We start from the raw sequence: 22849 nt of genomic DNA on the forward strand, positions 1-22849 counted from the left end.
ATGAGCGAGTTGTTGTCCTCAGTCAGTGATCACCTCCTGGCACCCGGTGGCGTGACCATCGAAAGCCTGCAAACCGTGCTCGGCGATCTGGCCGGGCCGGGTATCGATGCGGCTGACCTGTATTTCCAGGGGCAGATTTCCGAGTCCTGGGCGCTGGAAGATGGGATCGTCAAGGAAGGCAGTTTCAACCTTGACCAGGGCGTAGGCGTTCGCGCGCAATCGGGTGAGAAAACCGGCTTTGCCTACAGCAATGCGATCACCCTGGAGGCCCTGGGCCTGGCGGCGCGTGCCGCCCGTTCGATTTCCCGTGCCGGGCAGAATGGCACGGTGCAGGCGTTCAGTACCCAGGACGTGGCGCAGTTGTATGCGCCGGATAACCCCTTGGAAGTGATCAGCCGTGCGGAAAAGGTCGAGCTGCTCAAGCGAATCGACGCAGCCACCCGCGCCTTGGACCCGCGTATCCAGCAAGTGACCGTGAGCATGGCGGGCGTGTGGGAGCGCATCCTCGTGGCGTCCACAGACGGTGGGCTGGCGGCGGATGTACGGCCGCTGGTGCGTTTCAATGTGAGTGTGATCGTCGAACAGAACGGGCGCCGCGAGCGCGGTGGGCATGGCGGCGGCGGGCGCACCGACTACCGTTATTTCCTCGCTGACGACCGTGCCATGGGCTATGCCCGTGAGGCGCTGCGCCAGGCATTGGTCAACCTGGAAGCGATTCCGGCACCCGCCGGCACCTTGCCGGTGGTGCTGGGCTCGGGTTGGTCTGGCGTGTTGCTCCACGAAGCCGTGGGCCATGGCCTGGAAGGCGATTTCAACCGCAAGGGCAGTTCTGCCTACAGTGGGCGCATGGGCGAAATGGTTGCGTCCAAGCTGTGCACCATTGTCGATGACGGCACCCTGGCCGGCCGCCGTGGTTCGCTGAGTGTCGATGACGAAGGCACGCCGACCGAATGCACCACCCTGATCGAAAACGGCGTGCTCAAGGGCTACATGCAAGACAAGCTCAACGCGAGCCTGATGGGCGTGGCGCGCACCGGTAATGGTCGTCGTGAATCCTATGCGCATCTACCAATGCCGCGCATGACCAACACCTACATGCTCGGTGGCCAAAGCGATCCGGCAGAAATCATTGCCTCGGTAAAACGCGGTATCTACTGCGCCAACCTCGGCGGCGGCCAGGTGGACATCACCAGCGGCAAGTTCGTGTTCTCCACCAGCGAGGCGTACCTGATCGAAGACGGCAAGATTACCGCGCCGGTCAAAGGGGCGACGCTGATTGGTAACGGCCCGGAAGCCATGAGCAAGGTGTCGATGGTCGGTAACGACCTGTCGCTGGACAGCGGGGTGGGCACGTGCGGCAAGGATGGGCAGTCGGTGCCGGTAGGTGTCGGCCAGCCAACCTTGAAAATTGATGCGATCACCGTGGGTGGTACGGGATCGTAGGAACGCAAGCTTCGGGTGGCGAAGACCGCCACCCGGGGAAGAGGATCAGCGCAGGCCGCGTTGAGTCTCGTCCAGCTCACGGATGTATTTGAAGATTTTACGGCTGGTGGCCGGCGCCTTGTTATGCGCCAGCTCGTGCTGGGCCTGACGGATCAGGGAGCGCAATTGCTGGCGGTCCGCGTCCGGGTAGTCCAGTACGAATTTCTCCAGCACCGCGTCATCGCCCGAGATCAGGCGGTCACGCCAACGTTCCAGGTTGTGGAAGCGTTCGTTGTACTGGCGAGTGGAGGCATCGGTTTGATCGAGCAAAGTCAGAATGGCGTCAATGTCTTGGTCGCGCATCAGTTTGCCGATAAACGAGATGTGCCGTTTACGCGCGATATTCGCGGTGTGCTTGGGCGCATCCGCCAGGGCCCGACGCATTTCGTCGGTCAGTGGCAGTTTGGCGACCAAATCCTTTTTGAGCGTTGTAAGGCGCTCGCCAAGGTCAACCAGAGCATGCAGCTCACGTTTGACCTGGGTTTTGCTTTTCTCCCCATCGAGGGAGTCGTCGTAAGAATCAACCATGGTGGCAGTCCGCAAAGAAACGCCGCCATGATAACCAGTCGGGGGCCGCTTGTCCGGCCCGGTCGCTCGATGGCCATTACCGAAAGCAGAATTTGAGTGGAGAAAACCATGAGTGCAGCCCAAAGCGTCGGTCCACAAGCGTTACCGGCCCTGCAGGAACAAGTCGAGCAGATCCTTGCCGAGGCCAAGCGCCAGGGGGCCAGCGCCTGTGAAGTGGCGGTGTCGCTGGAGCAAGGGTTGTCGACTTCGGTGCGCCAGCGGGAAGTGGAAACGGTTGAATTCAATCGCGACCAAGGGTTTGGCATTACCTTGTATGCGGGCCAGCGCAAAGGCTCGGCCAGCACTTCCGCCAGTGGCCCTGAGGCGATTCGCGAGACCGTCGCCGCAGCACTGGCGATTGCCAAGCACACCTCCGAGGATGAAAGCTCGGGCCTGGCCGACAAGGCGTTGATGGCCAAGGATGTGCAGGATTTTGACCTGTTCCACGCCTGGGATATCACGCCTGAGCAAGCCATCGAGCTGGCGCTGACCTGCGAAGCGGCAGCCTTCGATGCCGATGCCCGCATCAAGAATGCGGACGGCACCACCTTGAGTACCCATCAGGGTTGCCGCGTCTACGGCAACAGCCATGGCTTTATCGGTGGCTATGCGTCCACGCGTCACAGCCTCAGTTGCGTGATGATCGCCGAAGCCAACGGGCAGATGCAGCGTGATTACTGGTATGACGTAAACCGCCAAGGCGATTTACTGGCAGACCCTGCAAGCATTGGCCTGCGTGCGGCGCAACGGGCTGCGAGCCGCCTGGGCGCGCGCCCGGTGCCGACCTGCGAAGTGCCTGTGCTGTTTTCCGCAGAGCTGGCCGGTGGTTTATTCGGCAGCTTTCTCGGCGCGATTTCCGGTGGCAACCTATATCGCAAGTCTTCGTTCCTGGAAGGCGCCATCGGCCAGAAGCTGTTCCCTGAGTGGCTGACCATCGACGAGCGCCCGCATCTGATGCGCGCGATGGGCAGTTCGTCGTTCGACGGCGATGGCCTGGCGACCTATGCCAAGCCGTTTGTCGAGCAAGGTGAGCTGGTGTCCTATGTGCTGGGCACTTATGCCGGTCGCAAGCTGGGCCTGCCAAGCACCGCTAACGCAGGCGGCGTGCATAACCTGTTCGTGACCCACGGTGATGAAGACCAGGCGGCGTTGTTGCGGCGGATGGGGCGTGGGTTGCTGGTGACTGAATTGATGGGCCATGGCCTGAACATGGTCACCGGTGACTACTCGCGTGGTGCGGCGGGCTTCTGGGTGGAGAATGGCGAGATTCAGTTCGCCGTCCAGGAAGTGACCATCGCGGGCAATATGCGCGATATGTTCAAGCAGATCGTTGCCGTGGGTAACGACCTTGAACTGCGCAGCAATATCCGCACGGGTTCGGTGCTTATTGAACGCATGACGGTCGCTGGCAGCTAATCCCTCCCGCACGTTCTGAAAGGCGCGCCATCGCAAAGATGGCGCGCCTTTTTTATTGCGCCTCTTTTGACAGGATTAATGGGCCACTCTTGTTTTGATTCTCAATATCATTTAATAATAAATATCATTACCGAATGAGTGTGTCTCATGAGTTCTGTCTTGCATGAGGATCCCTATCTGGAAAGCTGGCGTTGGATGAGCCGCCAGATTCGCTGTGGCCTGGATCCCAATGAACCCCGCCTGATTGAGCATTACCTGAACGAAGGTCGGTACCTGGCGTGTTGCACCGCAACCCATCCGTGGACCATCGCTGAAACCTCATTTCGTTTGTTGATCGACACCGCCGCTGATGTCGCCTTGCCCTGGCATTGGCGCTCTCTGTGCCTGGACCAGGCCTGGCGACCACTGCGCGACCTGGAAAAACTCTCCCACTGTGCCTGCCGCCTCAAGCGCTGGCAGACCTTTGCCTGGCAATTGGCGAGCTGCGAATTACTGCCTTCGATTTCCGTTTCTGACTTGGTGCAAGGATCTAATGATGAGTAACACCCGTATCGAACGCGACAGCATGGGCGAACTGCATGTGCCGCAAGAAGCTTTGTATGGCGCACAAACACAGCGTGCGGTGAACAACTTTCCGATCAGTCATCAACCCATGCCGGCGCAATTTATCCGCGCGCTGATCCTGGCCAAGACAGCCGCGGCCAAGGTCAACGTCGACCTCAAGCAAATCAGCGAAGGGCAGGGCAAGGCTATTGTCGATGCTGCCCAAGGATTGCTGGAAGGCGACTACATGCAGCACTTCCCGGTGGATATCTTCCAGACCGGCTCCGGCACCAGCTCCAACATGAACGCCAATGAAGTGATCGCGACCCTTGCCAGCCGTTTGCTGGGCGAGGCGGTCAACCCCAACGATCATGTGAATTGCGGCCAGAGCAGCAACGACATCATCCCCACCACCATTCACGTCAGTGCTGCGTTGGTGCTGCACGAGCAAACGTTGCCGGCCCTGCTGCATCTGGTGCAGGTCATCGAGCAAAAAGCCGAGGCGGTTCACCCGTTCATCAAGACCGGCCGCACGCATTTGATGGACGCCATGCCGGTGCGCATGAGCCAGGTGTTGAACGGCTGGGCGCAGCAGCTCAAGGCCAATATCGGTCACTTGCAGGACCTGCTACCGGCGCTGCAAGCATTGGCTCAGGGCGGCACGGCGGTCGGCACCGGGATCAACGCACACCCCGAGTTTGCCGGGCGTTTCAGCCAGCAACTGAGCCTGTTGACCGGAGTGAAGTTCACACCCGGCAAGAACCTGTTTGCGCTGATTGGCTCCCAGGACACCGCCGTTGCGGTCTCTGGTCAGTTGAAAGCCACGGCGGTGTCGCTGATGAAGATCGCCAATGACCTGCGCTGGATGAACTCCGGGCCATTGGCCGGCCTGGGTGAAATCGAACTGGAGGCGCTGCAGCCGGGCTCGTCGATCATGCCGGGCAAGGTCAACCCGGTCATCCCGGAAGCGACCGCCATGGTGGCCGCCCAGGTTATCGGCAATGACACAGTGATCACGGTGGCCGGTCAGTCGGGCAATTTCGAGCTGAATGTGATGCTGCCGATCATTGCCCAAAACCTGCTCAGCAGCCTGGAGTTGCTGGCCAATGCCAGCCGGTTGCTGGCGGACAAGGCCATTGCCAGCTTCAAGGTCAACGAACCCAAGCTCAAGGAAGCGCTGTCACGCAATCCGATCCTGGTCACCGCACTTAACCCGATCATCGGCTACCAGAAAGCCGCTGAAATCGCCAAGAAGGCGTATCAGCAAGGCCGCCCGGTGATCGATGTCGCCCTCGAACACACCGACCTGCCTCGCAGCCAACTGGAAGTCCTGCTGGACCCGGAAAAGCTCACCGCCGGCGGCGTGTAATCAACGACCCCGCTTTGGAGGCTCACCATGGAGCACTGGAAACGCACGATCGAACGGGCCAATCGCTGCTTTATGGCAGGCGAGTTGGTTGACGCTCGCGAGGCCTATCTGCAAGCCCTGGCCCTGGCCCAAGTGTTGTTCGAACGCTGGGCGGATGCTGACGAAGCAGTGGCGGCTTGCGTCATTTCCCATCACAACCTGGCGGACCTGCACTTGCGCCGGAACCAGCCTGAGGAAAGCGCGGAATACCTCTGCGCTATCCATCAGCGCCTCTTACAGACCATGCAGAACCCGCGACTCAGCCCGTCACTGCGCGAGGCCGCGCTGCGCCAAAGCAGCAAGACCTACGTCGAGCTGCTGAATTTCATCAGCGATCACGGCGAATACCCACGCACTCATCGGCTGCTGGGCAGTGCTGCGACGCCAACGTCCACGTCCCACTATGGAGCACATTGATATGACCTATACCTTGCCGGCCTTGCCTTACGCCTACGACGCCCTCGAGCCGCATATCGACGCGCAAACCATGGAAATTCACTACACCAAGCACCACCAGACCTACATCAATAACCTCAATGCTGCGGTCGAGGGGACTGAGTTCGCCGGCTGGCCGGTGGAGAAGCTGGTGTCCAGCGTCCAAACATTGCCGGAGAAATTACGCGCTGCTGTGGTCAACCAAGGAGGCGGGCATGCGAACCACTCGTTGTTCTGGGCAGTCATGTCACCGACAGGGGGCGGCAAACCCGAGGGCGCGCTGGGCAAGGCTATCGACGAGCAATTGGGTGGTTTCGACAGCTTCAAGGAGGCGTTCACCAAGGCGGCCTTGACGCGATTCGGCAGCGGTTGGGCCTGGCTGAGCGTTACGCCACAAAAAACGCTGGTGGTGGAAAGCAGCGGCAACCAGGACAGCCCGCTGATGAGCGGCAATACGCCGGTGCTGGGCCTGGACGTCTGGGAGCACGCTTACTACCTGCAATATCAAAACCGACGACCGGAGTACATCAATGCATTCTATAGCGTCATCAACTGGCCGGAGGTTGCCGCGCGCTATCAGGCCGCTTTGGCCTGACATTCACTCCATAACAAGATCTAAGGCCGACTATGGGCACTCAAACACTGGCGATCGGTAGCGTGCGAATGTTTCGTTATGCGTTTGGCACGCTGCTGCTATTGGCAGGTACTGCGTTATTGGTGGCCCATGGGCTGGCCTGGTTGAACCTGGAACCGCGCATACTGCGTGCTTTGCAGGGTGGGGCGATCTGCGCGCTTGGCACGGCGCTGGGCGCGGTGCCGGTGTTGGTGATTCGGCGCATGCCGATGGCGCTTAGCGACACCCTGCTGGGCTTTGGTGCCGGTGTGATGCTGGCGGCGACTGCGTTTTCTCTGGTGGTACCGGGCATCGCCGCCGCCGAAAGCCTGGGACTTTCACCTTGGGGCGCCAGTGGCTTGATCAGCTTCGGCATCATGCTCGGGGCGTTCGGCCTGTACCTCGTAGACCGCAAGGTTTCTGGCGCCAGCCCGGAAATGCTGGTGGGTACACCGGATAAACCGGTTATCCCGCCGCGTATTTGGTTGTTCGTGTTTGCCATCATTGCGCACAACATTCCGGAAGGCATGGCTGTGGGGGTTTCTGCGGGCGGAGGCATGGCGGATGCCGACAGCCTCGCCATGGGCATTGCCCTGCAGGATGTGCCTGAAGGGCTGGTGATTGCGCTGGTATTGGCTGGGGCGGGAATGTCGCGGATCAAAGCCTTTTTGATTGGCGCTGCATCAGGCTTGGTTGAGCCGGTATTTGCGGTGCTCTGTGCATGGCTGGTGAGCCTTGCCGAAGTGTTGTTGCCGCTGGGTTTGGCGTTGGCCGCCGGGGCAATGTTGCTGGTCGTGACTCATGAAGTCATCCCCGAGTCGCGCCGCAATGGCCATGAAAATCTCGCCAGCCTTGGGCTGTGCCTCGGGTTTTGCCTGATGATGGTGATGGATACGGCGTTAGGCTGAGGGTGGTTCCCTGTAGGAGGGAGCCTGCTCGCAAAAAAAACTGAGAGCACTGCGTTAACCAGGATGCCCGCGTTATCGTTGACGTTTTTCGCGAGCAAGCTCCTACAGTAGGGTTATTCGCCTTCGTCGAAGTAGTTGTTGATCAACGCGACCAGTGCGGCCATTGCTTCGTCTTCTTGCTCGCCTTCGGTGCGCAGATGGATTTTGGTGCCTTTGCCGGCCGCCAACATCATCATCGCCATGATGCTTTTGCCATCGACCATGGACTCTGGCGTACGCCCAGCACGGATCTGGCAGGGGAACTGCCCGGCCACGCCGACGAATTTAGCCGACGCCCGGGCGTGCAAGCCCAGCTTGTTGATGATTTCAATTTCCAGAGCAGGCATCGCGCAGGTGTTCCTTTCAACTCAGGTCGCGGTGGCGAACCTGGACGTTCTTGAGGGTTTGTTGCAGCACCTGGCCCAGCCGTTCAGTCAAATAGACCGAGCGGTGGTGGCCGCCGGTGCAGCCAATGGCAATGGTGACATAGGCTCGATTGCTGGCGGCAAAGCGCGGCAACCATTTGAGCAGGTAGCTGGAGATGTCCTGGAACATCTCTTCCACATCCGGTTGTGCGGCCAGGTAGTCGATCACAGGCTGATCCAGCCCGGACTGATCGCGCAACTCCGGCTTCCAGTAAGGGTTGGGCAGGCAGCGCACATCGAACACTAGGTCGGCATCTACCGGCATGCCGCGCTTGAAGCCAAATGACTCGACCAGAAACGCCGTCCCCGGCTCAGGCTGGTTCAGCAGGCGCAGCTTGATCGCGTCGCGCAACTGATACAGGTTCAGATTGGTGGTGTTGATCTTCAGGTCGGCCAGGTCAATGATCGGCCCGAGCAGCTTGGTCTCGTCCTCGATGGCTTCGGCCAGGGAGCGGTTGGCGCTGCTGAGGGGGTGGCGTCGACGGGTTTCGGAGAACCGCTTGAGCAAGGTCTCTTCGTCGGCATCCAGGTACAGCACATCGCAATGAATGTGCTTGGCACGCACTTCTTCCAACAGTTCCGGGAACCGCGAGAGGTGGCTAGGCAGGTTGCGCGCATCAATCGAGACCGCCACCAGCGGCTGCGCCAATTCGGTATGGATCAGTGCGCGTTCCGCCAGCTCTGGCAGCAGGCCGGCGGGCAGGTTGTCGATGCAATAGAAGCCGTTGTCCTCAAGCACATTGAGGGCGGTGCTCTTACCCGAGCCGGAGCGACCGCTGACGATGATCAAACGCATGATTACTGCCCGTTTTGTTCATCCAGGACAACTTGGTACAACGCTTCATTGCTGGAGGCGCTGCGCAGTTTGTCGCGTACATCCTTGCGGTCCAGCATGCTGGCGATCTGCCGGAGCAGTTCCAGGTGCGCATCGGTGGCGGCTTCCGGGACCAGCAGCACGAAGAGCAGGTCGACCGGGGCGCCGTCGATGGCGTCGAAATCAATGGGGTGATCCAAGTGCAGCAAGGCGCTCACAGGTGTTTCACAGCCTTTGAGGCGGCAGTGCGGAATGGCGATGCCGTTGCCAAAACCGGTGGAACCGAGTTTTTCACGGGCAATCAACGCTTCGAAGACATCTTGCATCTCCAGATCCGGCACTTCGCGTGCGATCAGGTTGGCAATTTGTTCGAGGGCTTTTTTCTTGCTGCCGCCCGGCACGTTCACGAGGGAACGGCCGGGGGTCAGGATGGTTTCAAGTCGGATCATGGGGGGAGAGTTAACGACCTGTACCTTGCATCAGGTGCAGATTCTTTTCCTTATGCTTTATGAGTTGGCGGTCGAGCTTGTCGTAGAGCGAGTCAATTGCCGCGTACATGTCTTCATGTTCTGCATTGGCAACGAGCTTGGCATTCGGTACGTGCAGGGTGGCCTCGATTTTCTGCTTGAGCTTATCGACCTCCATGGTGACCTGCACGTTGGTGATCTTGTCAAAATGTCCCGCAAGCTTGTTCAGTTTGCTCTCGGTGTATTCACGCAGGGGCTTGGTGACTACCAGCTGGTGTCCACTGATGTTGACTTGCATACAGCTTCTCCTTCGTTGCCAGTGCATAAAGCGGTGGGCAGGAATACCCACCACTGGAACGCTGTGGCCCGCCCGTCACATCAAACGCTTACGCTCGCTGGATGGCGCGATCCCTAGGGACTCGCGGTACTTGGCGACGGTTCGACGGGCGACCTGAATGCCTTGTGCCTCCAGTAAACCAGCGATCTTGCTGTCACTCAACGGCTTTTTCTGATTTTCAGCGGCAACCAGTTTTTTGATGATCGCGCGGATCGCCGTGGACGAGCATTCACCGCCTTCAGAGGTGCTGACGTGGCTGGAGAAAAAGTATTTCAGCTCATAAATACCCCGTGGGGTATGCATGAATTTCTGCGTGGTAACCCGGGAAATCGTCGATTCATGCATGCCGACGGCTTCGGCGATGTCGTGCAGCACGAGAGGCTTCATGGCCTCGTCGCCGTACTCCAGAAAACCGCGCTGGTGTTCGACGATCTGGGTTGCGACTTTCATCAGGGTTTCGTTGCGGCTTTGCAGGCTCTTGATGAACCACCGCGCTTCCTGCAACTGGTTGCGCATGAAGGTGTTATCGGCGCTGGTGTCGGCGCGGCGCACAAAACCTGCGTATTGCGGGTTGACCCGCAGGCGCGGTACCGACTCCTGGTTCAGCTCCACCAGCCAACGTTCGTTGTCCTTGCGCACGATGACGTCGGGCACTACGTATTCGGCTTCGCTGGATTCGATCTGCGAGCCTGGGCGCGGGTTGAGGCTTTGCACCAGCTCGATGACCTGGCGCAAGTCATCTTCCTTGAGCTTCATACGGCGCATCAGTTGGCTGTAGTCGCGACTGCCCAGCAGGTCGATGTAGTCACTGACCAGGCGTTGCGCTTCGGTGAGCCATGGGGTCTTGGCCGGCAATTGGCGCAGTTGCAGCAACAGGCACTCGCTGAGTGTGCGGGCACCAATGCCGGCGGGCTCGAATTGCTGGATGCGGTGCAGGACGGCTTCGATTTCGTCCAGTTCGATATCCAGTTCCGGGTCGAAGGCCTCAAGGATCTCCTCGAGGGTTTCGTCCAGGTAGCCCTGGTTGTTGATGCAGTCGATCAGGGTGACCGCGATCAGGCGATCGGTATCGGACATCGGCGCCAGGTTCAGTTGCCACAACAGGTGGCTCTGCAGGCTCTCGCCCACCGACGTACGGGTGGTGAAGTCCCACTCGTCATCATCGTTGCTCGGCAGGCTGCTGGCGCTGGTCTGGTAGACGTCTTCCCACGCGGTGTCCACGGGAAGCTCGTTGGGAATGCGTTCGTTCCAGTCGCCTTCCTCCAGGTTGTCCACCGTCGGGGCGGTTTCCTGATAGGAGGGTTCCTGCACGTCGGGATTGGGTTTTTGCTCGATGTTGTCGGCCAGCGGGTCTGCATTATCGAAGTCGTCGCCTTCTTCCTGGCGTTCGAGCATCGGATTGGACTCCAGGGCCTCCTGGATTTCCTGTTGCAGGTCCAGGGTCGACAATTGGAGCAGGCGGATGGCCTGTTGCAGCTGCGGTGTCATCGTCAGCTGCTGGCCCATTCTCAGGACTAGCGATGGTTTCATGGCAGGGGCTTAACACCTTATTCGCCGGCGCAATGCGCCATCCACGACAGGGCGCGTGAGCGCCAAACATAAGCAAATTATATGCCTGATCTCGGGGCCTTTGCCTAGAGCGCGGTAACAATAAAAAAACCGAGGTTTCCATTGACTCCCGCGCGCTCCAGGGAAAAGCGCGATACCCCTGTGTTTACAGGCGGAACTCGTGACCCAGGTACACTTCCTTCACCAGCTCGTTAGCCAGGATAGTCTCGGCATCGCCTTCGGCAATCAGCTGACCATCGTTGACGATATACGCTGTTTCGCAGATATCGAGGGTTTCGCGCACGTTGTGGTCGGTGATCAGCACGCCAATGCCCTTGGCCTTGAGGTGATGGATGATCTGCTTGATGTCACCCACCGAAATCGGGTCGACACCGGCAAAGGGTTCATCCAGCAGGATGAATTTCGGCGCGGTCGCCAGGGCGCGGGCGATTTCCACGCGGCGGCGCTCACCACCGGACAGGCTCATGCCGAGGTTGTCGCGAATATGGTTGATGTGGAATTCCTGCAGCAGGCTTTCCAACTCCTGGCGGCGGCCATCGCGATCGAGTTCCTTGCGGGTCTCGAGAATCGCCATGATGTTATCGGCTACCGACAGTTTGCGGAAGATCGACGCTTCCTGGGGAAGATAGCCGATACCTGCCCGTGCACGACCGTGCATGGGTTGATGGCTGACATCCAGGTCGTCGATCAATACACGACCCTGGTCTGCCTGGACCAGCCCGACGATCATATAGAAGCAAGTGGTTTTGCCGGCACCGTTGGGGCCGAGCAAACCGACGATCTGGCCGCTGTCGATCGACAGGCTGACGTCGCGTACCACCTGGCGGCTTTTATAGGCCTTGGCCAGATGCTGGGCTTTCAGGGTTGCCATTACTCGGCCTTCTTCTTCGGCTGGATAACCATGTCGATGCGCGGGCGCGGTGCAGTGACCTTGGAGCCGTTGGCGCGACCGGCGTTGGCGATCTGCTTGACGGTGTCATAGGTGATCTTTTCACCTTCGGTCGAGTTGCCGTCTGGGCTCAGTACCTTGGCCTGGTCGATCAACACGATACGATTCTGCTGGGCGTGATACTGGATAGTCTTGCCGTAGCCTTTCATCGGGCCGGTGTCGGTAGCGGACTGCTTCTGCTCGAAATAAGCCAGGTTGCCCACCGACGTCACCACGTCAATGTCGCCTGCCTGGGTGCGCGTCAGAGTCACCGTGTTGCCGGTAATCTTCATCGAGCCCTGGGTGATGATCACGCCGCCTGTATAGGTGGCAACACCTTTCTTGTCATCGAGCTGTGCATCGTCAGCCGAAATATGGATCGGTTGCTGGCTATCGTTCGGCAGAGCCCAGGCGCTCACGCTTCCCAGTGCTGCGCCCAGACCGAGCAAAATAGGGAGGGTTTTAACGAGCCTCATACTGTCCTCTTACGTTCGATAGCAGGTGTATCCTGCTTTCTTTCAAATACGCTTTCATTCCCTTGCCAGTCGATACACCGCCAGCGCCGTCGATTCTAACGTCTTGCTCGGTCTGCGCATATTGCTTCTGTGGGAATACGGTCATGCGACTGCTGGTAATGATGGTGTCGCGGTTCTGCGCGTCTGTACGTGCGACGCGAACCGAGTCGATCAGTTCAACTTCGGTGCCATCCGGGTTGACCTCGCCACGCTTGCTGGTGACGTGCCAGGGAAATTCGGTGCCGCGATACAGGTTCAGGTCCGGATTGGTCAGCAGGCTGACTTCGGAAGCCTTCAAGTGCTCGACCTTGTCCGATGTCATCTCATACTGCACCTTGCCGTCAGGCAGGTACTGAATGCTGTAGGCATTGGTGGCGTAATAGTCGATAAGACCTTCGTCAACCTGCGCAACAGGCTTGTCGAGAAAGCGCTCCGGGCTGATATTCCAGTAGCCCACCGCCAGGAGCAGCGCGGCGATGACCCCGAATAACAGGAAGTTGCGAATCTTTTTGCTCAGCATATAACGCTCTATAGGTAGGCGGCGTGGGCCGCTTCAAGACTGCCCTGGGCACGCAGGATCAACTCGCAGAACTCGCGGGCGGCACCTTCGCCGCCACGGGCGGTGGTGATGCCATGGGCGTGTTCGCGGACAAACGCCGCGGCATTCGCGACGGCCATGCCCAGGCCCACCCGGCGAATCACCGGCAGGTCTGGCAGGTCGTCGCCCAGATAGGCGACCTGTTCATAGCTTAGGTTGAGTTGGCCAAGAAGCTCGTCCAGCACCACCAGTTTATCCTCGCGGCCCTGATACAGGTGAGGAATACCGAGGTTTTGTGCGCGGCGTTCCACAACCGGTGTTTTTCGACCGCTGATAATTGCGGTTTGCACGCCCGCTGCCATCAGCATTTTGATGCCTTGGCCATCGAGGGTGTTGAAGGTCTTGAATTCGCTGCCGTCTTCGAGGAAGTACAGGCGGCCATCCGTCAGCACGCCGTCAACGTCGAAAATCGCCAGTTTGATGTTTTTACCGCGTTGCATCAGGTCGCTGATCATTTACATCACTCCTGCGCGCAGCAAGTCGCCTAGGTTTAGGGCCCCGATCGGCCGATCATCGTGGTCGACCACGATCAGTGCACCTATCCGGTGGTCTTCCATGATTTTCAACGCTTCAGCCGCGAGCATTTCGGCGCGGGCGGTCTTGCCGTGAGGGGTCATCACGGCGTCGATGGTCGCGGTATGGATATCAATGGTGCGGTCGAGGGTGCGACGCAGGTCGCCGTCGGTGAATATCCCGGCCAGCCGGCCATCGGTTTCGACGATGGCGGTCATGCCCAAGCCCTTGCGGGTCATTTCCATCAGCGCATCCCGAAGCAGAGTGCCGCGTGGAACGCTCGGCAGCTCGGCGCCGCGATGCATGACATTTTCCACTTTCAGCAGCAGGCGACGGCCCAGTGCGCCACCCGGATGTGAAAATGCGAAGTCCTCGGCCGTAAACCCGCGGGCCTCCAGCAATGCCACCGCCAGGGCATCGCCCATTACCAGCGCGGCGGTGGTGGAGGAGGTGGGCGCCAGATTCAGTGGGCAGGCTTCGTGGGTCACGTGCACGTTCAGGTTGACGTCGGCAGCCTTGGCCAACGTTGACTCAGGGTTACCTGTGAGGCTGATCATCTGGATGCCCAGGCGCTTGATCAGCGGCAACAGGGTCACGATTTCGTTGGTGGTGCCGGAGTTGGACAGCGCCAAAATCACGTCATCCTTGGTGATCATGCCCATGTCGCCGTGGCTGGCTTCGGCCGGGTGCACGAAAAACGCAGTGGTCCCCGTGCTCGCCAAGGTCGCCGCGATCTTGTTGCCAATGTGGCCGGACTTGCCCATGCCGACCACCACAACGCGGCCCTTGCTCGCCAGAATCATCTCGCAGGCGCGCACGAAATCCGCGTCGATATGGGCCAGCAAGCCTTCTACGGCTTCAAGCTCAAGGCGTATGGTGCGTTGTGCGGATTGAATAAGGTCGCTGGATTGGCTCATGTCTGAAATCGTATAGCCTGACGAAAAGTCGGCGATTATAGCGGTAATGATCGATTCCCTCACGCAAGTTCGTCAGGCTTTGTGCGCGGGATAACTGAAAAGCACCGTGGGCAACATAGCAAGCAACGTTTTTTCCCTGTCTCAAATCTGAACCAGCGCTGTTCCGGCCTTGGGCGCTCTGTACCAGCAGTGATATAGTTCGCCGCCAGTTCGGTCCGCCCAACCCATGTGCTCAACTATTGCGCATCTGTTGAAAACCAAAGTCGCACACATGGTGTCTGAGTGAAAGGCTGCATCCCAAGGAGATTAGATGAGTGCCGATAACGCCTACGCGGTCGAGCTGAAGGGTCTTACCTTCAAGCGCGGGACGCGCAGCATCTTCAATAACATCGATATTCGCATTCCTCGCGGCAAGGTCACGGGCATCATGGGGCCTTCCGGTTGCGGCAAGACCACCCTGTTGCGCCTGATGGGCATGCAATTGCGCCCCAGTGCCGGGGAAGTGTGGGTCAACGGCCAGAACCTGCCGACGCTGTCACGCAGCGATCTGTTCGATGCGCGCAAGCATATGGGCGTGCTATTCCAGAGCGGCGCGCTGTTTACCGACCTCGATGTGTTCGAAAACGTGGCCTTCCCGCTGCGGGTGCACACCCAGCTGTCCGATGAAATGATTCGTGACATCGTGTTGCTGAAGCTGCAGGCCGTAGGCCTTCGCGGCGCCATCGACCTGATGCCGGACGAGTTGTCCGGTGGCATGAAGCGCCGTGTCGCCCTGGCGCGGGCCATTGCCCTCGACCCACAGATCCTCATGTATGACGAGCCATTCGTGGGGCAGGACCCGATCGCCATGGGCGTGTTGGTGCGCCTGATCCGCCTGCTCAACGATGCACTGGGAATCACCAGTATCGTGGTCTCCCACGACCTGGCCGAAACCGCGAGCATTGCCGACTATCTGTATGTAGTCGGTGATGGTCAGGTGCTGGGGCAGGGTACGCCTGAAGAGTTGATGAACGCCGATAACCCGCGCATTCGCCAATTCATGACCGGCAACCCCGATGGCCCGGTGCCTTTTCACTTTCCGGCGGCGGACTACCGCTCAGATCTTCTGGGGAAGCGCTGATGCGCAAGACATCTCTTATCGAGAAGGTTCGCCTTTTCGGTCGTTCGGGCATCGACATCGTCGAAGTGCTGGGGCGTTCGACCATTTTCCTGTTTCACGCCTTGCTGGGGCGCGGCGGCATCGGCGGCGGCTTTGGCCTGCTGGTCAAGCAACTGCACTCGGTGGGGGTGATGTCCCTGGTGATCATCGTGGTCTCCGGCGTGTTCATCGGCATGGTGCTGGCCCTGCAGGGTTTCAATATCCTGTCCAGCTACGGCTCGGAGCAGGCGGTAGGGCAGATGGTGGCCCTGACCCTGTTGCGTGAGCTTGGCCCGGTGGTCACCGCCTTGTTGTTCGCTGGGCGTGCGGGCTCGGCGTTGACCGCTGAAATCGGCAATATGAAGTCCACCGAGCAGCTGTCCAGCCTGGAAATGATCGGCGTGGACCCGCTCAAGTACATCGTTGCCCCGCGCCTGTGGGCCGGCTTCATTTCCCTGCCACTGCTGGCAATGATCTTCAGCGTGGTGGGTATCTGGGGTGGTTCGTGGGTGGCGGTTGACTGGCTGGGGGTCTACGACGGCTCCTACTGGGCCAACATGCAAAACAGCGTGACCTTCACCGGTGACGTGCTCAACGGCATTATAAAGAGCATCGTCTTTGCCTTTGTGGTGACCTGGATTGCCGTATTCCAAGGCTATGACTGTGAGCCCACTTCAGAGGGGATCAGCCGTGCCACCACCAAGACCGTTGTGTACGCCTCGTTGGCGGTACTGGGCCTTGACTTCATTTTGACCGCCTTGATGTTTGGAGATTTCTGATGCAAAACCGCACTGTGGAAATCGGTGTCGGCCTTTTCTTGCTGGCTGGCATCCTGGCTTTACTGTTGTTGGCCCTGCGAGTCAGCGGCCTGTCGGCCAGCCCTACCGCCGATACCTATAAACTTTACGCGTACTTCGACAATATCGCCGGTTTGACGGTCAGATCCAAAGTGACCATGGCCGGTGTCACCATCGGCAAAGTCACGGCAATCGATCTGGATCGCGACAGCTTTACCGGTCGGGTGACGATGCAACTGGACAAGAAGGTAGATAATCTGCCAACTGACTCCACGGCATCTATCCTCACTGCGGGTTTGCTGGGCGAGAAGTACATCGGGGTCAGCGTGGGCGGGGAAACAGCCCTGCTCAAGGATGGTTCGACCATCCACGACACACAGTCGTCGCTGGTGCTTGAAGACCTGATCGGAAAATTTTTGCTCAATACGGTCAATAAAGACGCCAAATGAGGAATCTGTTCATGATCTCTACCTTGCGACGTGGCCTGCTGGTACTGCTTGCAGCATTGCCGATGATGGCCAACGCGGCAGGTTCTGCCCACGATTTGGTGCAGGACACCACCAGCAAAATGCTGGCTGACCTCAAGGCTAATAAAGAACAGTACAAGCAAGACCCTTCCAAGTTCTACAACGCGCTCAACACGATCGTTGGCCCTGTGGTCGATGCTGAAGGCATCTCCAAAAGCATCATGACGGTCAAGTATTCGCGCAAGGCTACGCCTGCGCAGATGCAGACGTTCCAGGAAAACTTCAAGAAGGGTCTGTTCCAGTTCTACGGCAACGCTCTGCTGGAATACAACAACCAGGGCATTATCGTTGATGCGCCCAAGGACGAGTCGGGCGACCGTGCTGAAGTCGGGATGAAAGTCTCCGGCAGCAATGGCGCCGTGTACCCTGTGTCCTACACCCTGACGAAGATCAACGGTGAGTGGAAGCTGCGTAACGTGATCATCAACGGTATCAACATCGGCAAGCTGTTCCGTGATCAGTTCGCCGACGCGATGCAGCGCAATGGCAACGATCTGGACAAGACCATCAACGGTTGGGCCGGTGAAGTGGCCAAGGCCAAGGAAGAAACCGACAAAGCTGCCGGGAAGCCTGCGCAATGACCGAGTCGGCTGTTCGTATCGGCGACGCCGGCGAGCTGTTCCTCAGCGGCGTGCTGGATTACCGCACCGGGCCTGACCTGCGCAAGCAGGGCCAGGCGTTAATCAAGGCCAGCAAAGCGCCAGAGCTGGTGCTTGATTGCTCGGCGGTGACCAAGTCCAGCAGCGTCGGCCTGTCGTTGTTGCTGTGCTTCATGCGTGATGCCGAGGCGGCGAAAAAACCGGTCAGTATCCGTGCGTTGCCGGAAGACATGCGCGAAATTGCCGAAGTTTCCGGTTTGACCGAGCTACTGGCGCATCCTTAATACACATTGTTAAAGAAGCCCCCCGTCAGAGTCCTGCTATGCGGGGTTCGCAGGCGCGGGGCTTTTTTGTATGATGTGCGACCCGTGCGCACTGGGCGCCGATAGAGGTTGAGCATGCAGGCCCTAGAAGTTAAGAGCTTCCTTGAAGGAAAGCTGCCTGAAACGACTGTAGAAGTCGAAGGCGAAGGCTGCAATTTCCAGCTGAACGTGATTAGCGATGAACTGGCGGCATTGAGCCCGGTCAAGCGTCAGCAGCAGATCTATGCCCATTTGAACCCATGGATCACCGATGGCAGCATCCATGCGGTCACTATGAAATTTTTCAGCCGCGCGGCCTGGGCCGAGCGCACCTGAGCCCCCAAGGCGTCGAGATTCTTATGGATAAATTGATTATTACCGGCGGTGCCCGCCTTGATGGCGAGATTCGCATTTCCGGTGCGAAAAACTCCGCCTTGCCGATCCTGGCAGCGACCCTGCTGTGCGATGGCCCGGTGACTGTGGCCAACCTGCCGCACCTGCACGACATCACCACCATGATCGAGCTGTTCGGTCGCATGGGCATTGAGCCGGTGATCGACGAGAAACTGGCCGTCGAAATTGACCCACGTACCATCAAGACCCTGATTGCCCCGTACGAACTGGTGAAAACCATGCGTGCGTCGATCCTGGTGCTGGGCCCGATGGTTGCCCGTTTCGGCGAAGCCGAAGTAGCCTTGCCTGGCGGTTGCGCCATTGGTTCGCGTCCGGTCGACCTGCACATCCGTGGCCTTGAGGCCATGGGCGCAGTCATCGACGTCGAAGGCGGCTACATCAAAGCCAAGGCGCCGGAAGGCGGCCTGCGCGGCGCGAACTTCTTCTTTGATACCGTCAGCGTCACCGGTACCGAGAACATCATGATGGCCGCTGCCCTGGCCAACGGTCGCAGCGTGTTGCAGAACGCCGCACGCGAGCCGGAAGTGGTCGACCTGGCCAACTTCCTCAACGCCATGGGCGCCAAAGTTTCCGGCGCTGGCACTGACACCATCACTATTGATGGTGTAGAGCGTCTGCACACCGCCACCTACAAAGTCATGCCTGACCGCATCGAGACCGGTACCTACCTGGTTGCCGCTGCCGTGACCGGTGGCCGTGTGAAGGTCAAGGACACCGATCCGACCATCCTGGAAGCCGTCCTGGAAAAACTCAAGGAAGCCGGCGCAGAGATCACCACCGGCGAAGACTGGATCGAGCTGAACATGCACGGCAAGCGGCCAAAAGCCGTCAACGTGCGTACCGCTCCGTACCCGGCGTTCCCGACCGACATGCAAGCGCAGTTCATCTCCTTGAACGCGATTGCCGAAGGCACCGGTGCTGTGATCGAGACCATCTTCGAAAACCGCTTCATGCACGTGTATGAACTGCACCGCATGGGCGCCAAGATCCAGGTCGAAGGCAACACCGCCATCGTCACCGGGATCGACAAGCTCAAGGGCGCGCCAGTAATGGCAACCGACCTGCGTGCCTCGGCCAGCCTGGTAATCTCGGCACTGTGCGCCGAAGGTGACACCCTGATCGACCGCATCTACCACATAGACCGTGGTTACGAGTGCATCGAAGAGAAACTGCAGATGCTCGGCGCGAAGATTCGCCGCGTACCGGGCTAGTCCCCGCTGCCCTGTAGGAGCGAGCTTGCTCGCGAAGGCCTCATGTGCACCGCGTTGACTCTGAATAAACGCGTTATCGTTGACGTTCTTCGCGAGCAAGCTCGCTCCTACAAACACTGGTTTGTTTCAAATCGAGGCTGTCATGGCCTCGATCTGTGTCTGGCGCCGTTTGCGACCGGACAGCAATAGCCTGATGAAGGACTGACATTTCCCATGTTGACCATCGCACTGTCCAAGGGCCGCATCCTTGACGACACGTTGCCGCTTCTGGCTGAAGCGGGCATCGTGCCGACCGAGAATCCGGACAAGAGCCGCAAGCTGATCATCCCCACGACCCAGGACGACGTGCGCCTGCTGATCGTGCGGGCTACCGACGTGCCGACCTACGTTGAACATGGCGCCGCCGACCTGGGTGTTGCCGGCAAGGACGTGCTGATGGAATACGGTGGCCAGGGCCTGTACGAGCCTCTGGACCTGCGCATCGCCCTGTGCAAGCTGATGACCGCTGGCCGCGTGGGTGATGTCGAGCCCAAGGGCCGCCTGCGGGTCGCCACCAAGTTCGTCAACGTTGCCAAGCGCTATTACGCCGAACAAGGCCGTCAGGTCGATATCATCAAGCTCTACGGCTCCATGGAGCTGGCACCGCTGATCGGGCTGGCCGACAAGATCATCGACGTGGTCGACACCGGCAACACCCTGCGTGCCAACGGTTTGGAGCCCCAGGATTTTATCGCTGACATCAGCTCCCGCCTGATCGTCAACAAAGCATCGATGAAGATGCAGCACGCCCGTATTCAGGCGTTGATCGACACCCTGCGCAAGGCAGTGGAGTCTCGACACCGCGGTTGACTCACCCGCGTAGCTGAAGAGCTGCGCCCGTCTATCCGCCTCATAGCCAGAATTCTCAGGTGCCCAAGCGGAAACGACTGCTAGTTTAGGGCGCCTGAGTTTTTGCCAATTCTATTGAGGCCCTCGCTATGACCACGTCCACTGCAATTGCCCGACTCAACGCTGCCGACCCGGATTTCGCCCATCATCTGGATCATCTGCTGAGCTGGGAAAGCGTGTCTGACGACTCGGTCAACCAGCGGGTGCTCGACATCATCAAGGCCGTGCGTGAGCGCGGTGATGCTGCGCTGGTGGATTTCACCCGCCAGTTCGACGGCCTGGACGTGCAGTCCATGGCTGACCTGATCCTGCCGCGTGAACGCCTGGAGCTGGCGCTGACGCGCATCACCGCACCGCAGCGCGAAGCCCTCGAAGTCGCTGCGGCGCGGGTACGCAGCTATCACGAAAAACAGAAGCAGGACTCCTGGAGCTACACCGAGGCCGACGGCACTGTGCTGGGCCAGAAGGTCACGCCACTGGACCGCGCCGGCCTGTACGTGCCGGGCGGTAAGGCGTCGTATCCATCGTCGGTGTTGATGAATGCGATCCCGGCCAAAGTCGCCGGCGTGACCGAAGTGGTCATGGTGGTGCCGACCCCCCGTGGCGAGATCAACGAGCTGGTGCTGGCTGCCGCCTGCATCGCCGGTGTCGACCGGGTATTCACCATTGGTGGCGCCCAGGCCGTTGCAGCGCTGGCCTATGGCACCGAAAGCGTGCCGAAGGTCGATAAAGTGGTCGGTCCCGGCAATATCTACGTCGCCACCGCCAAACGCCATGTGTTTGGCCAGGTCGGTATCGACATGATCGCCGGGCCCTCGGAAATCCTCGTGGTGTGTGACGGCCAGACCGACCCGGACTGGATCGCCATGGACCTGTTCTCCCAGGCGGAGCACGATGAAGACGCCCAGGCGATCCTGGTCAGTCCCGATGCCGAGTTCCTCGACAAGGTCGCCGCCAGCATCAATAAGCTGCTGCCGACCATGGAGCGTGCCGAGATCATCGAGAAGTCGATCAACGGCCGTGGTGCGCTGATTCGGGTGCGTGACATGGAGCAGGCCATTGAAGTGGCCAATCGCATCGCACCGGAGCACCTTGAGCTGTCCGTAGCGGACCCACAGGCCTGGTTGCCATCGATCCGTCACGCTGGGGCGATCTTCATGGGCCGTCACACCAGCGAAGCCCTGGGCGACTATTGCGCCGGCCCCAATCACGTGTTGCCAACCTCCGGCACTGCGCGTTTCTCGTCGCCGCTGGGGGTGTACGACTTCCAGAAGCGCTCGTCGATTATCTTCTGCTCGCCACAAGGCGCTTCCGAGCTGGGCAAGACCGCCTCGGTGCTGGCCCGTGGTGAATCCCTCAGCGCGCACGCACGCAGCGCTGAATACCGCATCGTCAAGGGAGCGTAAGGCATGAGCAAATTCTGGAGCCCTTTCGTCAAGGACCTGGTGCCTTACGTACCCGGTGAGCAACCGAAGCTGACCAAACTGGTCAAGCTCAACACCAACGAAAACCCCTACGGCCCATCGCCCAAGGCGCTGGCGGCAATGCAGGCCGAGTTGAACGACAACTTGCGTCTGTACCCGGACCCCAACAGCGACCTGCTCAAGCAGGCCGTGGCCAGGTATTACGGGATCGATGCCGGCAAGGTGTTCCTCGGCAACGGTTCTGACGAAGTCCTGGCGCACATCTTCCATGGCCTGTTCCAGCACGATCTGCCGCTGCTGTTCCCGGATATCAGCTACAGCTTCTACCCGGTGTACTGCGGCCTGTACGGCATTACGTTCGACGCGGTGTCACTGGACGAACAGTTCCAGATTCGGGCCGCTGACTATGCCAGGCCCAACGGCGGGATCATCTTCCCCAACCCTAACGCGCCCACCGGCTGCGTACTGGCGCTGGACGCGGTGGAGCAGATCCTCAAGGCCAGCCCGGACTCGGTGGTGGTGGTCGATGAAGCCTATATCGACTTCGGCGGCGAAACTGCCATCAGCCTGGTCGACCGTTACCCGAACCTGCTGGTGACCCAGACCCTGTCCAAATCGCGCTCACTGGCCGGTTTGCGTGTGGGCCTGGCTGTGGGCCACCCAGACCTGATCGAGGCGCTGGAGCGGGTCAAGAACAGCTTCAACTCCTACCCGTTGGATCGGTTGGCGATTGTTGGCGCGGCGGCCGCGTTTGACGACCGTGAATACTTTGAGAAAACCTGCCAGTGGGTGATCGACAGCCGCAACCAGGTCGTCGCGCAATTGGAAGCGAAGGGATTCGAGGTATTGCCATCGGCAGCGAACTTCATCTTCGCCCGTCACCCGCGGCATGACGCTGCAGGGCTGGCCGCCAAGTTGCGTGAGCAAGGGGTGATCGTGCGGCACTTCAAGCAGGAGCGGATTGCCCAGTTCCTGCGGATCAGCATCGGGACGCCGGAGCAGAACCAGGCGCTGATCGACGGGCTCGGTGAGCTCTGACAGACGCTGAAAATCAA

28 protein-coding genes are annotated in these 22849 nt (G+C 59.5%); 17 read left to right on the plus strand and 11 right to left on the minus strand.

The genetic code is table 11. The features are described from left to right. Window positions 1-1443 carry a metalloprotease TldD gene (gene tldD, locus AB4P90_RS05285; RefSeq protein WP_395605718.1) on the plus strand — a complete coding sequence of 481 codons (1443 nt, stop codon included), beginning with the start codon at window positions 1-3 and terminating at the stop codon, window positions 1441-1443. A 45-nt stretch (window positions 1444-1488) separates the two neighbouring features. Here tldD and yjgA read toward each other — a convergent pair whose 3' ends face one another. Beyond that, a complete protein-coding gene (gene yjgA / locus AB4P90_RS05290) occupies window positions 1489-2010 on the minus strand; it encodes a ribosome biogenesis factor YjgA (protein ID WP_003188568.1) in 522 nt (173 codons plus the stop codon). A gap of 108 nt (window positions 2011-2118) precedes the next feature. Here yjgA and pmbA point away from each other — a divergent pair, with 108 nt between their 5' ends. The 6 genes from pmbA (at window position 2119) to AB4P90_RS05320 (ending at window position 7372) form a co-directional block, all read left to right on the plus strand. Further along, window positions 2119-3465, plus strand: coding sequence for a metalloprotease PmbA (pmbA, locus tag AB4P90_RS05295; RefSeq protein WP_014716925.1), 1347 nt, complete (start codon window positions 2119-2121; stop codon window positions 3463-3465). 147 nt (window positions 3466-3612) lie between these two features. Next, window positions 3613-4008: a hypothetical protein gene (locus tag AB4P90_RS05300; protein WP_003188570.1), complete on the plus strand. Its 396-nt coding sequence runs from the start codon at window positions 3613-3615 to the stop codon at window positions 4006-4008. Next, window positions 4001-5377 carry a lyase family protein gene (locus AB4P90_RS05305; RefSeq protein ID WP_020301266.1) on the plus strand — a complete coding sequence of 459 codons (1377 nt, stop codon included), beginning with the start codon at window positions 4001-4003 and terminating at the stop codon, window positions 5375-5377. The genes AB4P90_RS05300 and AB4P90_RS05305 overlap by 8 nt, the downstream gene beginning before the upstream one ends. A 27-nt stretch (window positions 5378-5404) precedes the next feature. Continuing rightward, on the plus strand, window positions 5405-5833 hold the full coding sequence (locus tag AB4P90_RS05310) for a hypothetical protein (protein WP_395605719.1): 429 nt from the start codon (window positions 5405-5407) through the stop codon (window positions 5831-5833). A gap of 1 nt (window position 5834) precedes the next feature. After that, window positions 5835-6446, plus strand: coding sequence for a superoxide dismutase (locus AB4P90_RS05315; protein WP_014716929.1), 612 nt, complete (start codon window positions 5835-5837; stop codon window positions 6444-6446). Window positions 6447-6478: 32 nt separating this feature from the next. Continuing rightward, the gene (locus tag AB4P90_RS05320; protein WP_014716930.1) at window positions 6479-7372 is read left to right on the plus strand and encodes a ZIP family metal transporter; all 894 of its coding nucleotides are present in this window, start codon (window positions 6479-6481) and stop codon (window positions 7370-7372) included. Window positions 7373-7485: 113 nt separating this feature from the next. Here AB4P90_RS05320 and AB4P90_RS05325 read toward each other — a convergent pair whose 3' ends face one another. The 10 genes from AB4P90_RS05325 to AB4P90_RS05370 form a co-directional block, all read right to left on the minus strand. Next, window positions 7486-7758, minus strand: a complete 273-nt coding sequence (locus tag AB4P90_RS05325) for an HPr family phosphocarrier protein (protein ID WP_014716931.1) — start codon at window positions 7756-7758, stop codon at window positions 7486-7488. 16 nt (window positions 7759-7774) lie between these two features. Continuing rightward, window positions 7775-8632 (minus strand): RNase adapter RapZ, encoded by an 858-nt coding sequence (rapZ, locus tag AB4P90_RS05330; protein WP_019816957.1) that lies wholly within the window; start codon window positions 8630-8632, stop codon window positions 7775-7777. A gap of 2 nt (window positions 8633-8634) precedes the next feature. Next, complete coding sequence (ptsN, locus tag AB4P90_RS05335) at window positions 8635-9099, minus strand: PTS IIA-like nitrogen regulatory protein PtsN (protein ID WP_014716933.1); 465 nt, start codon at window positions 9097-9099, stop codon at window positions 8635-8637. Between the two features lie 10 nt (window positions 9100-9109). Then, entirely contained in the window at window positions 9110-9415 is a 306-nt protein-coding gene (gene hpf / locus AB4P90_RS05340) for a ribosome hibernation-promoting factor, HPF/YfiA family (protein ID WP_014716934.1), read from the minus strand. A gap of 75 nt (window positions 9416-9490) precedes the next feature. Further along, window positions 9491-10984 carry an RNA polymerase factor sigma-54 gene (locus AB4P90_RS05345; protein WP_014716935.1) on the minus strand — a complete coding sequence of 498 codons (1494 nt, stop codon included), beginning with the start codon at window positions 10982-10984 and terminating at the stop codon, window positions 9491-9493. Window positions 10985-11168: 184 nt separating this feature from the next. Next, the gene (gene lptB, locus AB4P90_RS05350) at window positions 11169-11894 is read right to left on the minus strand and encodes an LPS export ABC transporter ATP-binding protein (protein WP_003188582.1); all 726 of its coding nucleotides are present in this window, start codon (window positions 11892-11894) and stop codon (window positions 11169-11171) included. Beyond that, a complete protein-coding gene (gene lptA, locus AB4P90_RS05355) occupies window positions 11894-12427 on the minus strand; it encodes a lipopolysaccharide transport periplasmic protein LptA (RefSeq protein WP_014716936.1) in 534 nt (177 codons plus the stop codon). Before lptA ends, lptB begins: the two co-directional genes overlap by 1 nt. Continuing rightward, entirely contained in the window at window positions 12414-12986 is a 573-nt protein-coding gene (gene lptC, locus AB4P90_RS05360; protein WP_014716937.1) for an LPS export ABC transporter periplasmic protein LptC, read from the minus strand. The genes lptA and lptC overlap by 14 nt, the downstream gene beginning before the upstream one ends. A gap of 8 nt (window positions 12987-12994) precedes the next feature. Continuing rightward, window positions 12995-13519, minus strand: coding sequence for an HAD family hydrolase (locus AB4P90_RS05365; RefSeq protein WP_014716938.1), 525 nt, complete (start codon window positions 13517-13519; stop codon window positions 12995-12997). Further along, complete coding sequence (locus AB4P90_RS05370; RefSeq protein ID WP_014716939.1) at window positions 13520-14494, minus strand: KpsF/GutQ family sugar-phosphate isomerase; 975 nt, start codon at window positions 14492-14494, stop codon at window positions 13520-13522. Between the two features lie 310 nt (window positions 14495-14804). On the opposite strand from AB4P90_RS05370, the gene AB4P90_RS05375 reads away from it, so the two are divergent. The 10 genes from AB4P90_RS05375 (at window position 14805) to hisC (ending at window position 22832) form a co-directional block, all read left to right on the plus strand. Further along, window positions 14805-15614 (plus strand): ATP-binding cassette domain-containing protein, encoded by an 810-nt coding sequence (locus tag AB4P90_RS05375; protein ID WP_038448939.1) that lies wholly within the window; start codon window positions 14805-14807, stop codon window positions 15612-15614. After that, window positions 15614-16411, plus strand: coding sequence for a lipid asymmetry maintenance ABC transporter permease subunit MlaE (gene mlaE / locus AB4P90_RS05380; RefSeq protein ID WP_003188592.1), 798 nt, complete (start codon window positions 15614-15616; stop codon window positions 16409-16411). The genes AB4P90_RS05375 and mlaE overlap by 1 nt, the downstream gene beginning before the upstream one ends. Continuing rightward, window positions 16411-16878: an outer membrane lipid asymmetry maintenance protein MlaD gene (gene mlaD, locus AB4P90_RS05385; RefSeq protein WP_003188593.1), complete on the plus strand. Its 468-nt coding sequence runs from the start codon at window positions 16411-16413 to the stop codon at window positions 16876-16878. Before mlaE ends, mlaD begins: the two co-directional genes overlap by 1 nt. A gap of 11 nt (window positions 16879-16889) precedes the next feature. Continuing rightward, window positions 16890-17537, plus strand: coding sequence for a phospholipid-binding protein MlaC (locus AB4P90_RS05390; protein WP_014716940.1), 648 nt, complete (start codon window positions 16890-16892; stop codon window positions 17535-17537). Then, on the plus strand, window positions 17534-17839 hold the full coding sequence (locus AB4P90_RS05395) for a lipid asymmetry maintenance protein MlaB (RefSeq protein ID WP_003188596.1): 306 nt from the start codon (window positions 17534-17536) through the stop codon (window positions 17837-17839). Before AB4P90_RS05390 ends, AB4P90_RS05395 begins: the two co-directional genes overlap by 4 nt. Window positions 17840-17953: 114 nt before the next feature. Beyond that, complete coding sequence (locus AB4P90_RS05400; RefSeq protein WP_003188597.1) at window positions 17954-18193, plus strand: BolA family protein; 240 nt, start codon at window positions 17954-17956, stop codon at window positions 18191-18193. Between the two features lie 23 nt (window positions 18194-18216). Continuing rightward, a complete protein-coding gene (gene murA, locus AB4P90_RS05405; protein ID WP_003188598.1) occupies window positions 18217-19482 on the plus strand; it encodes a UDP-N-acetylglucosamine 1-carboxyvinyltransferase in 1266 nt (421 codons plus the stop codon). Window positions 19483-19695: 213 nt separating this feature from the next. After that, the gene (gene hisG / locus AB4P90_RS05410) at window positions 19696-20331 is read left to right on the plus strand and encodes an ATP phosphoribosyltransferase (protein WP_003188599.1); all 636 of its coding nucleotides are present in this window, start codon (window positions 19696-19698) and stop codon (window positions 20329-20331) included. A gap of 128 nt (window positions 20332-20459) precedes the next feature. Beyond that, window positions 20460-21776, plus strand: a complete 1317-nt coding sequence (hisD, locus tag AB4P90_RS05415; protein WP_020301263.1) for a histidinol dehydrogenase — start codon at window positions 20460-20462, stop codon at window positions 21774-21776. A 3-nt stretch (window positions 21777-21779) separates the two neighbouring features. Then, a complete protein-coding gene (gene hisC, locus AB4P90_RS05420) occupies window positions 21780-22832 on the plus strand; it encodes a histidinol-phosphate transaminase (protein ID WP_014716942.1) in 1053 nt (350 codons plus the stop codon). The last annotated feature ends 17 nt before the right edge of the window (window positions 22833-22849 follow it).

The sequence above is a fragment of the Pseudomonas sp. B16120 genome (genome assembly GCF_044218845.1).
GTDB classification, from domain to species: Bacteria; Pseudomonadota; Gammaproteobacteria; order Pseudomonadales; family Pseudomonadaceae; genus Aquipseudomonas; species Aquipseudomonas paracarnis.

Coding starts and splice junctions, on each gene's coding strand:
- yjgA (WP_003188568.1), bottom strand. CDS start 2,010: ATGGTTGATTCTTACGACGACTCCCTCGATGGGGAGAAAAGCAAAACC.
- lptA (WP_014716936.1), bottom strand. CDS start 12,427: ATGAGGCTCGTTAAAACCCTCCCTATTTTGCTCGGTCTGGGCGCAGCA.
- hisD (WP_020301263.1), top strand. CDS start 20,460: ATGACCACGTCCACTGCAATTGCCCGACTCAACGCTGCCGACCCGGAT.
- mlaD (WP_003188593.1), top strand. CDS start 16,411: ATGCAAAACCGCACTGTGGAAATCGGTGTCGGCCTTTTCTTGCTGGCT.
- AB4P90_RS05370 (WP_014716939.1), bottom strand. CDS start 14,494: ATGAGCCAATCCAGCGACCTTATTCAATCCGCACAACGCACCATACGC.
- AB4P90_RS05300 (WP_003188570.1), top strand. CDS start 3,613: ATGAGTTCTGTCTTGCATGAGGATCCCTATCTGGAAAGCTGGCGTTGG.
- mlaE (WP_003188592.1), top strand. CDS start 15,614: ATGCGCAAGACATCTCTTATCGAGAAGGTTCGCCTTTTCGGTCGTTCG.
- rapZ (WP_019816957.1), bottom strand. CDS start 8,632: ATGCGTTTGATCATCGTCAGCGGTCGCTCCGGCTCGGGTAAGAGCACC.
- lptC (WP_014716937.1), bottom strand. CDS start 12,986: ATGCTGAGCAAAAAGATTCGCAACTTCCTGTTATTCGGGGTCATCGCC.
- ptsN (WP_014716933.1), bottom strand. CDS start 9,099: ATGATCCGACTTGAAACCATCCTGACCCCCGGCCGTTCCCTCGTGAAC.
- AB4P90_RS05345 (WP_014716935.1), bottom strand. CDS start 10,984: ATGAAACCATCGCTAGTCCTGAGAATGGGCCAGCAGCTGACGATGACA.
- hisG (WP_003188599.1), top strand. CDS start 19,696: ATGTTGACCATCGCACTGTCCAAGGGCCGCATCCTTGACGACACGTTG.
- AB4P90_RS05320 (WP_014716930.1), top strand. CDS start 6,479: ATGGGCACTCAAACACTGGCGATCGGTAGCGTGCGAATGTTTCGTTAT.
- AB4P90_RS05395 (WP_003188596.1), top strand. CDS start 17,534: ATGACCGAGTCGGCTGTTCGTATCGGCGACGCCGGCGAGCTGTTCCTC.
- AB4P90_RS05400 (WP_003188597.1), top strand. CDS start 17,954: ATGCAGGCCCTAGAAGTTAAGAGCTTCCTTGAAGGAAAGCTGCCTGAA.
- tldD (WP_395605718.1), top strand. CDS start 1: ATGAGCGAGTTGTTGTCCTCAGTCAGTGATCACCTCCTGGCACCCGGT.
- AB4P90_RS05310 (WP_395605719.1), top strand. CDS start 5,405: ATGGAGCACTGGAAACGCACGATCGAACGGGCCAATCGCTGCTTTATG.
- hpf (WP_014716934.1), bottom strand. CDS start 9,415: ATGCAAGTCAACATCAGTGGACACCAGCTGGTAGTCACCAAGCCCCTG.
- lptB (WP_003188582.1), bottom strand. CDS start 11,894: ATGGCAACCCTGAAAGCCCAGCATCTGGCCAAGGCCTATAAAAGCCGC.
- AB4P90_RS05325 (WP_014716931.1), bottom strand. CDS start 7,758: ATGCCTGCTCTGGAAATTGAAATCATCAACAAGCTGGGCTTGCACGCC.
- AB4P90_RS05305 (WP_020301266.1), top strand. CDS start 4,001: ATGAGTAACACCCGTATCGAACGCGACAGCATGGGCGAACTGCATGTG.
- hisC (WP_014716942.1), top strand. CDS start 21,780: ATGAGCAAATTCTGGAGCCCTTTCGTCAAGGACCTGGTGCCTTACGTA.
- AB4P90_RS05390 (WP_014716940.1), top strand. CDS start 16,890: ATGATCTCTACCTTGCGACGTGGCCTGCTGGTACTGCTTGCAGCATTG.
- AB4P90_RS05375 (WP_038448939.1), top strand. CDS start 14,805: ATGAGTGCCGATAACGCCTACGCGGTCGAGCTGAAGGGTCTTACCTTC.
- AB4P90_RS05365 (WP_014716938.1), bottom strand. CDS start 13,519: ATGATCAGCGACCTGATGCAACGCGGTAAAAACATCAAACTGGCGATT.
- AB4P90_RS05315 (WP_014716929.1), top strand. CDS start 5,835: ATGACCTATACCTTGCCGGCCTTGCCTTACGCCTACGACGCCCTCGAG.
- pmbA (WP_014716925.1), top strand. CDS start 2,119: ATGAGTGCAGCCCAAAGCGTCGGTCCACAAGCGTTACCGGCCCTGCAG.
- murA (WP_003188598.1), top strand. CDS start 18,217: ATGGATAAATTGATTATTACCGGCGGTGCCCGCCTTGATGGCGAGATT.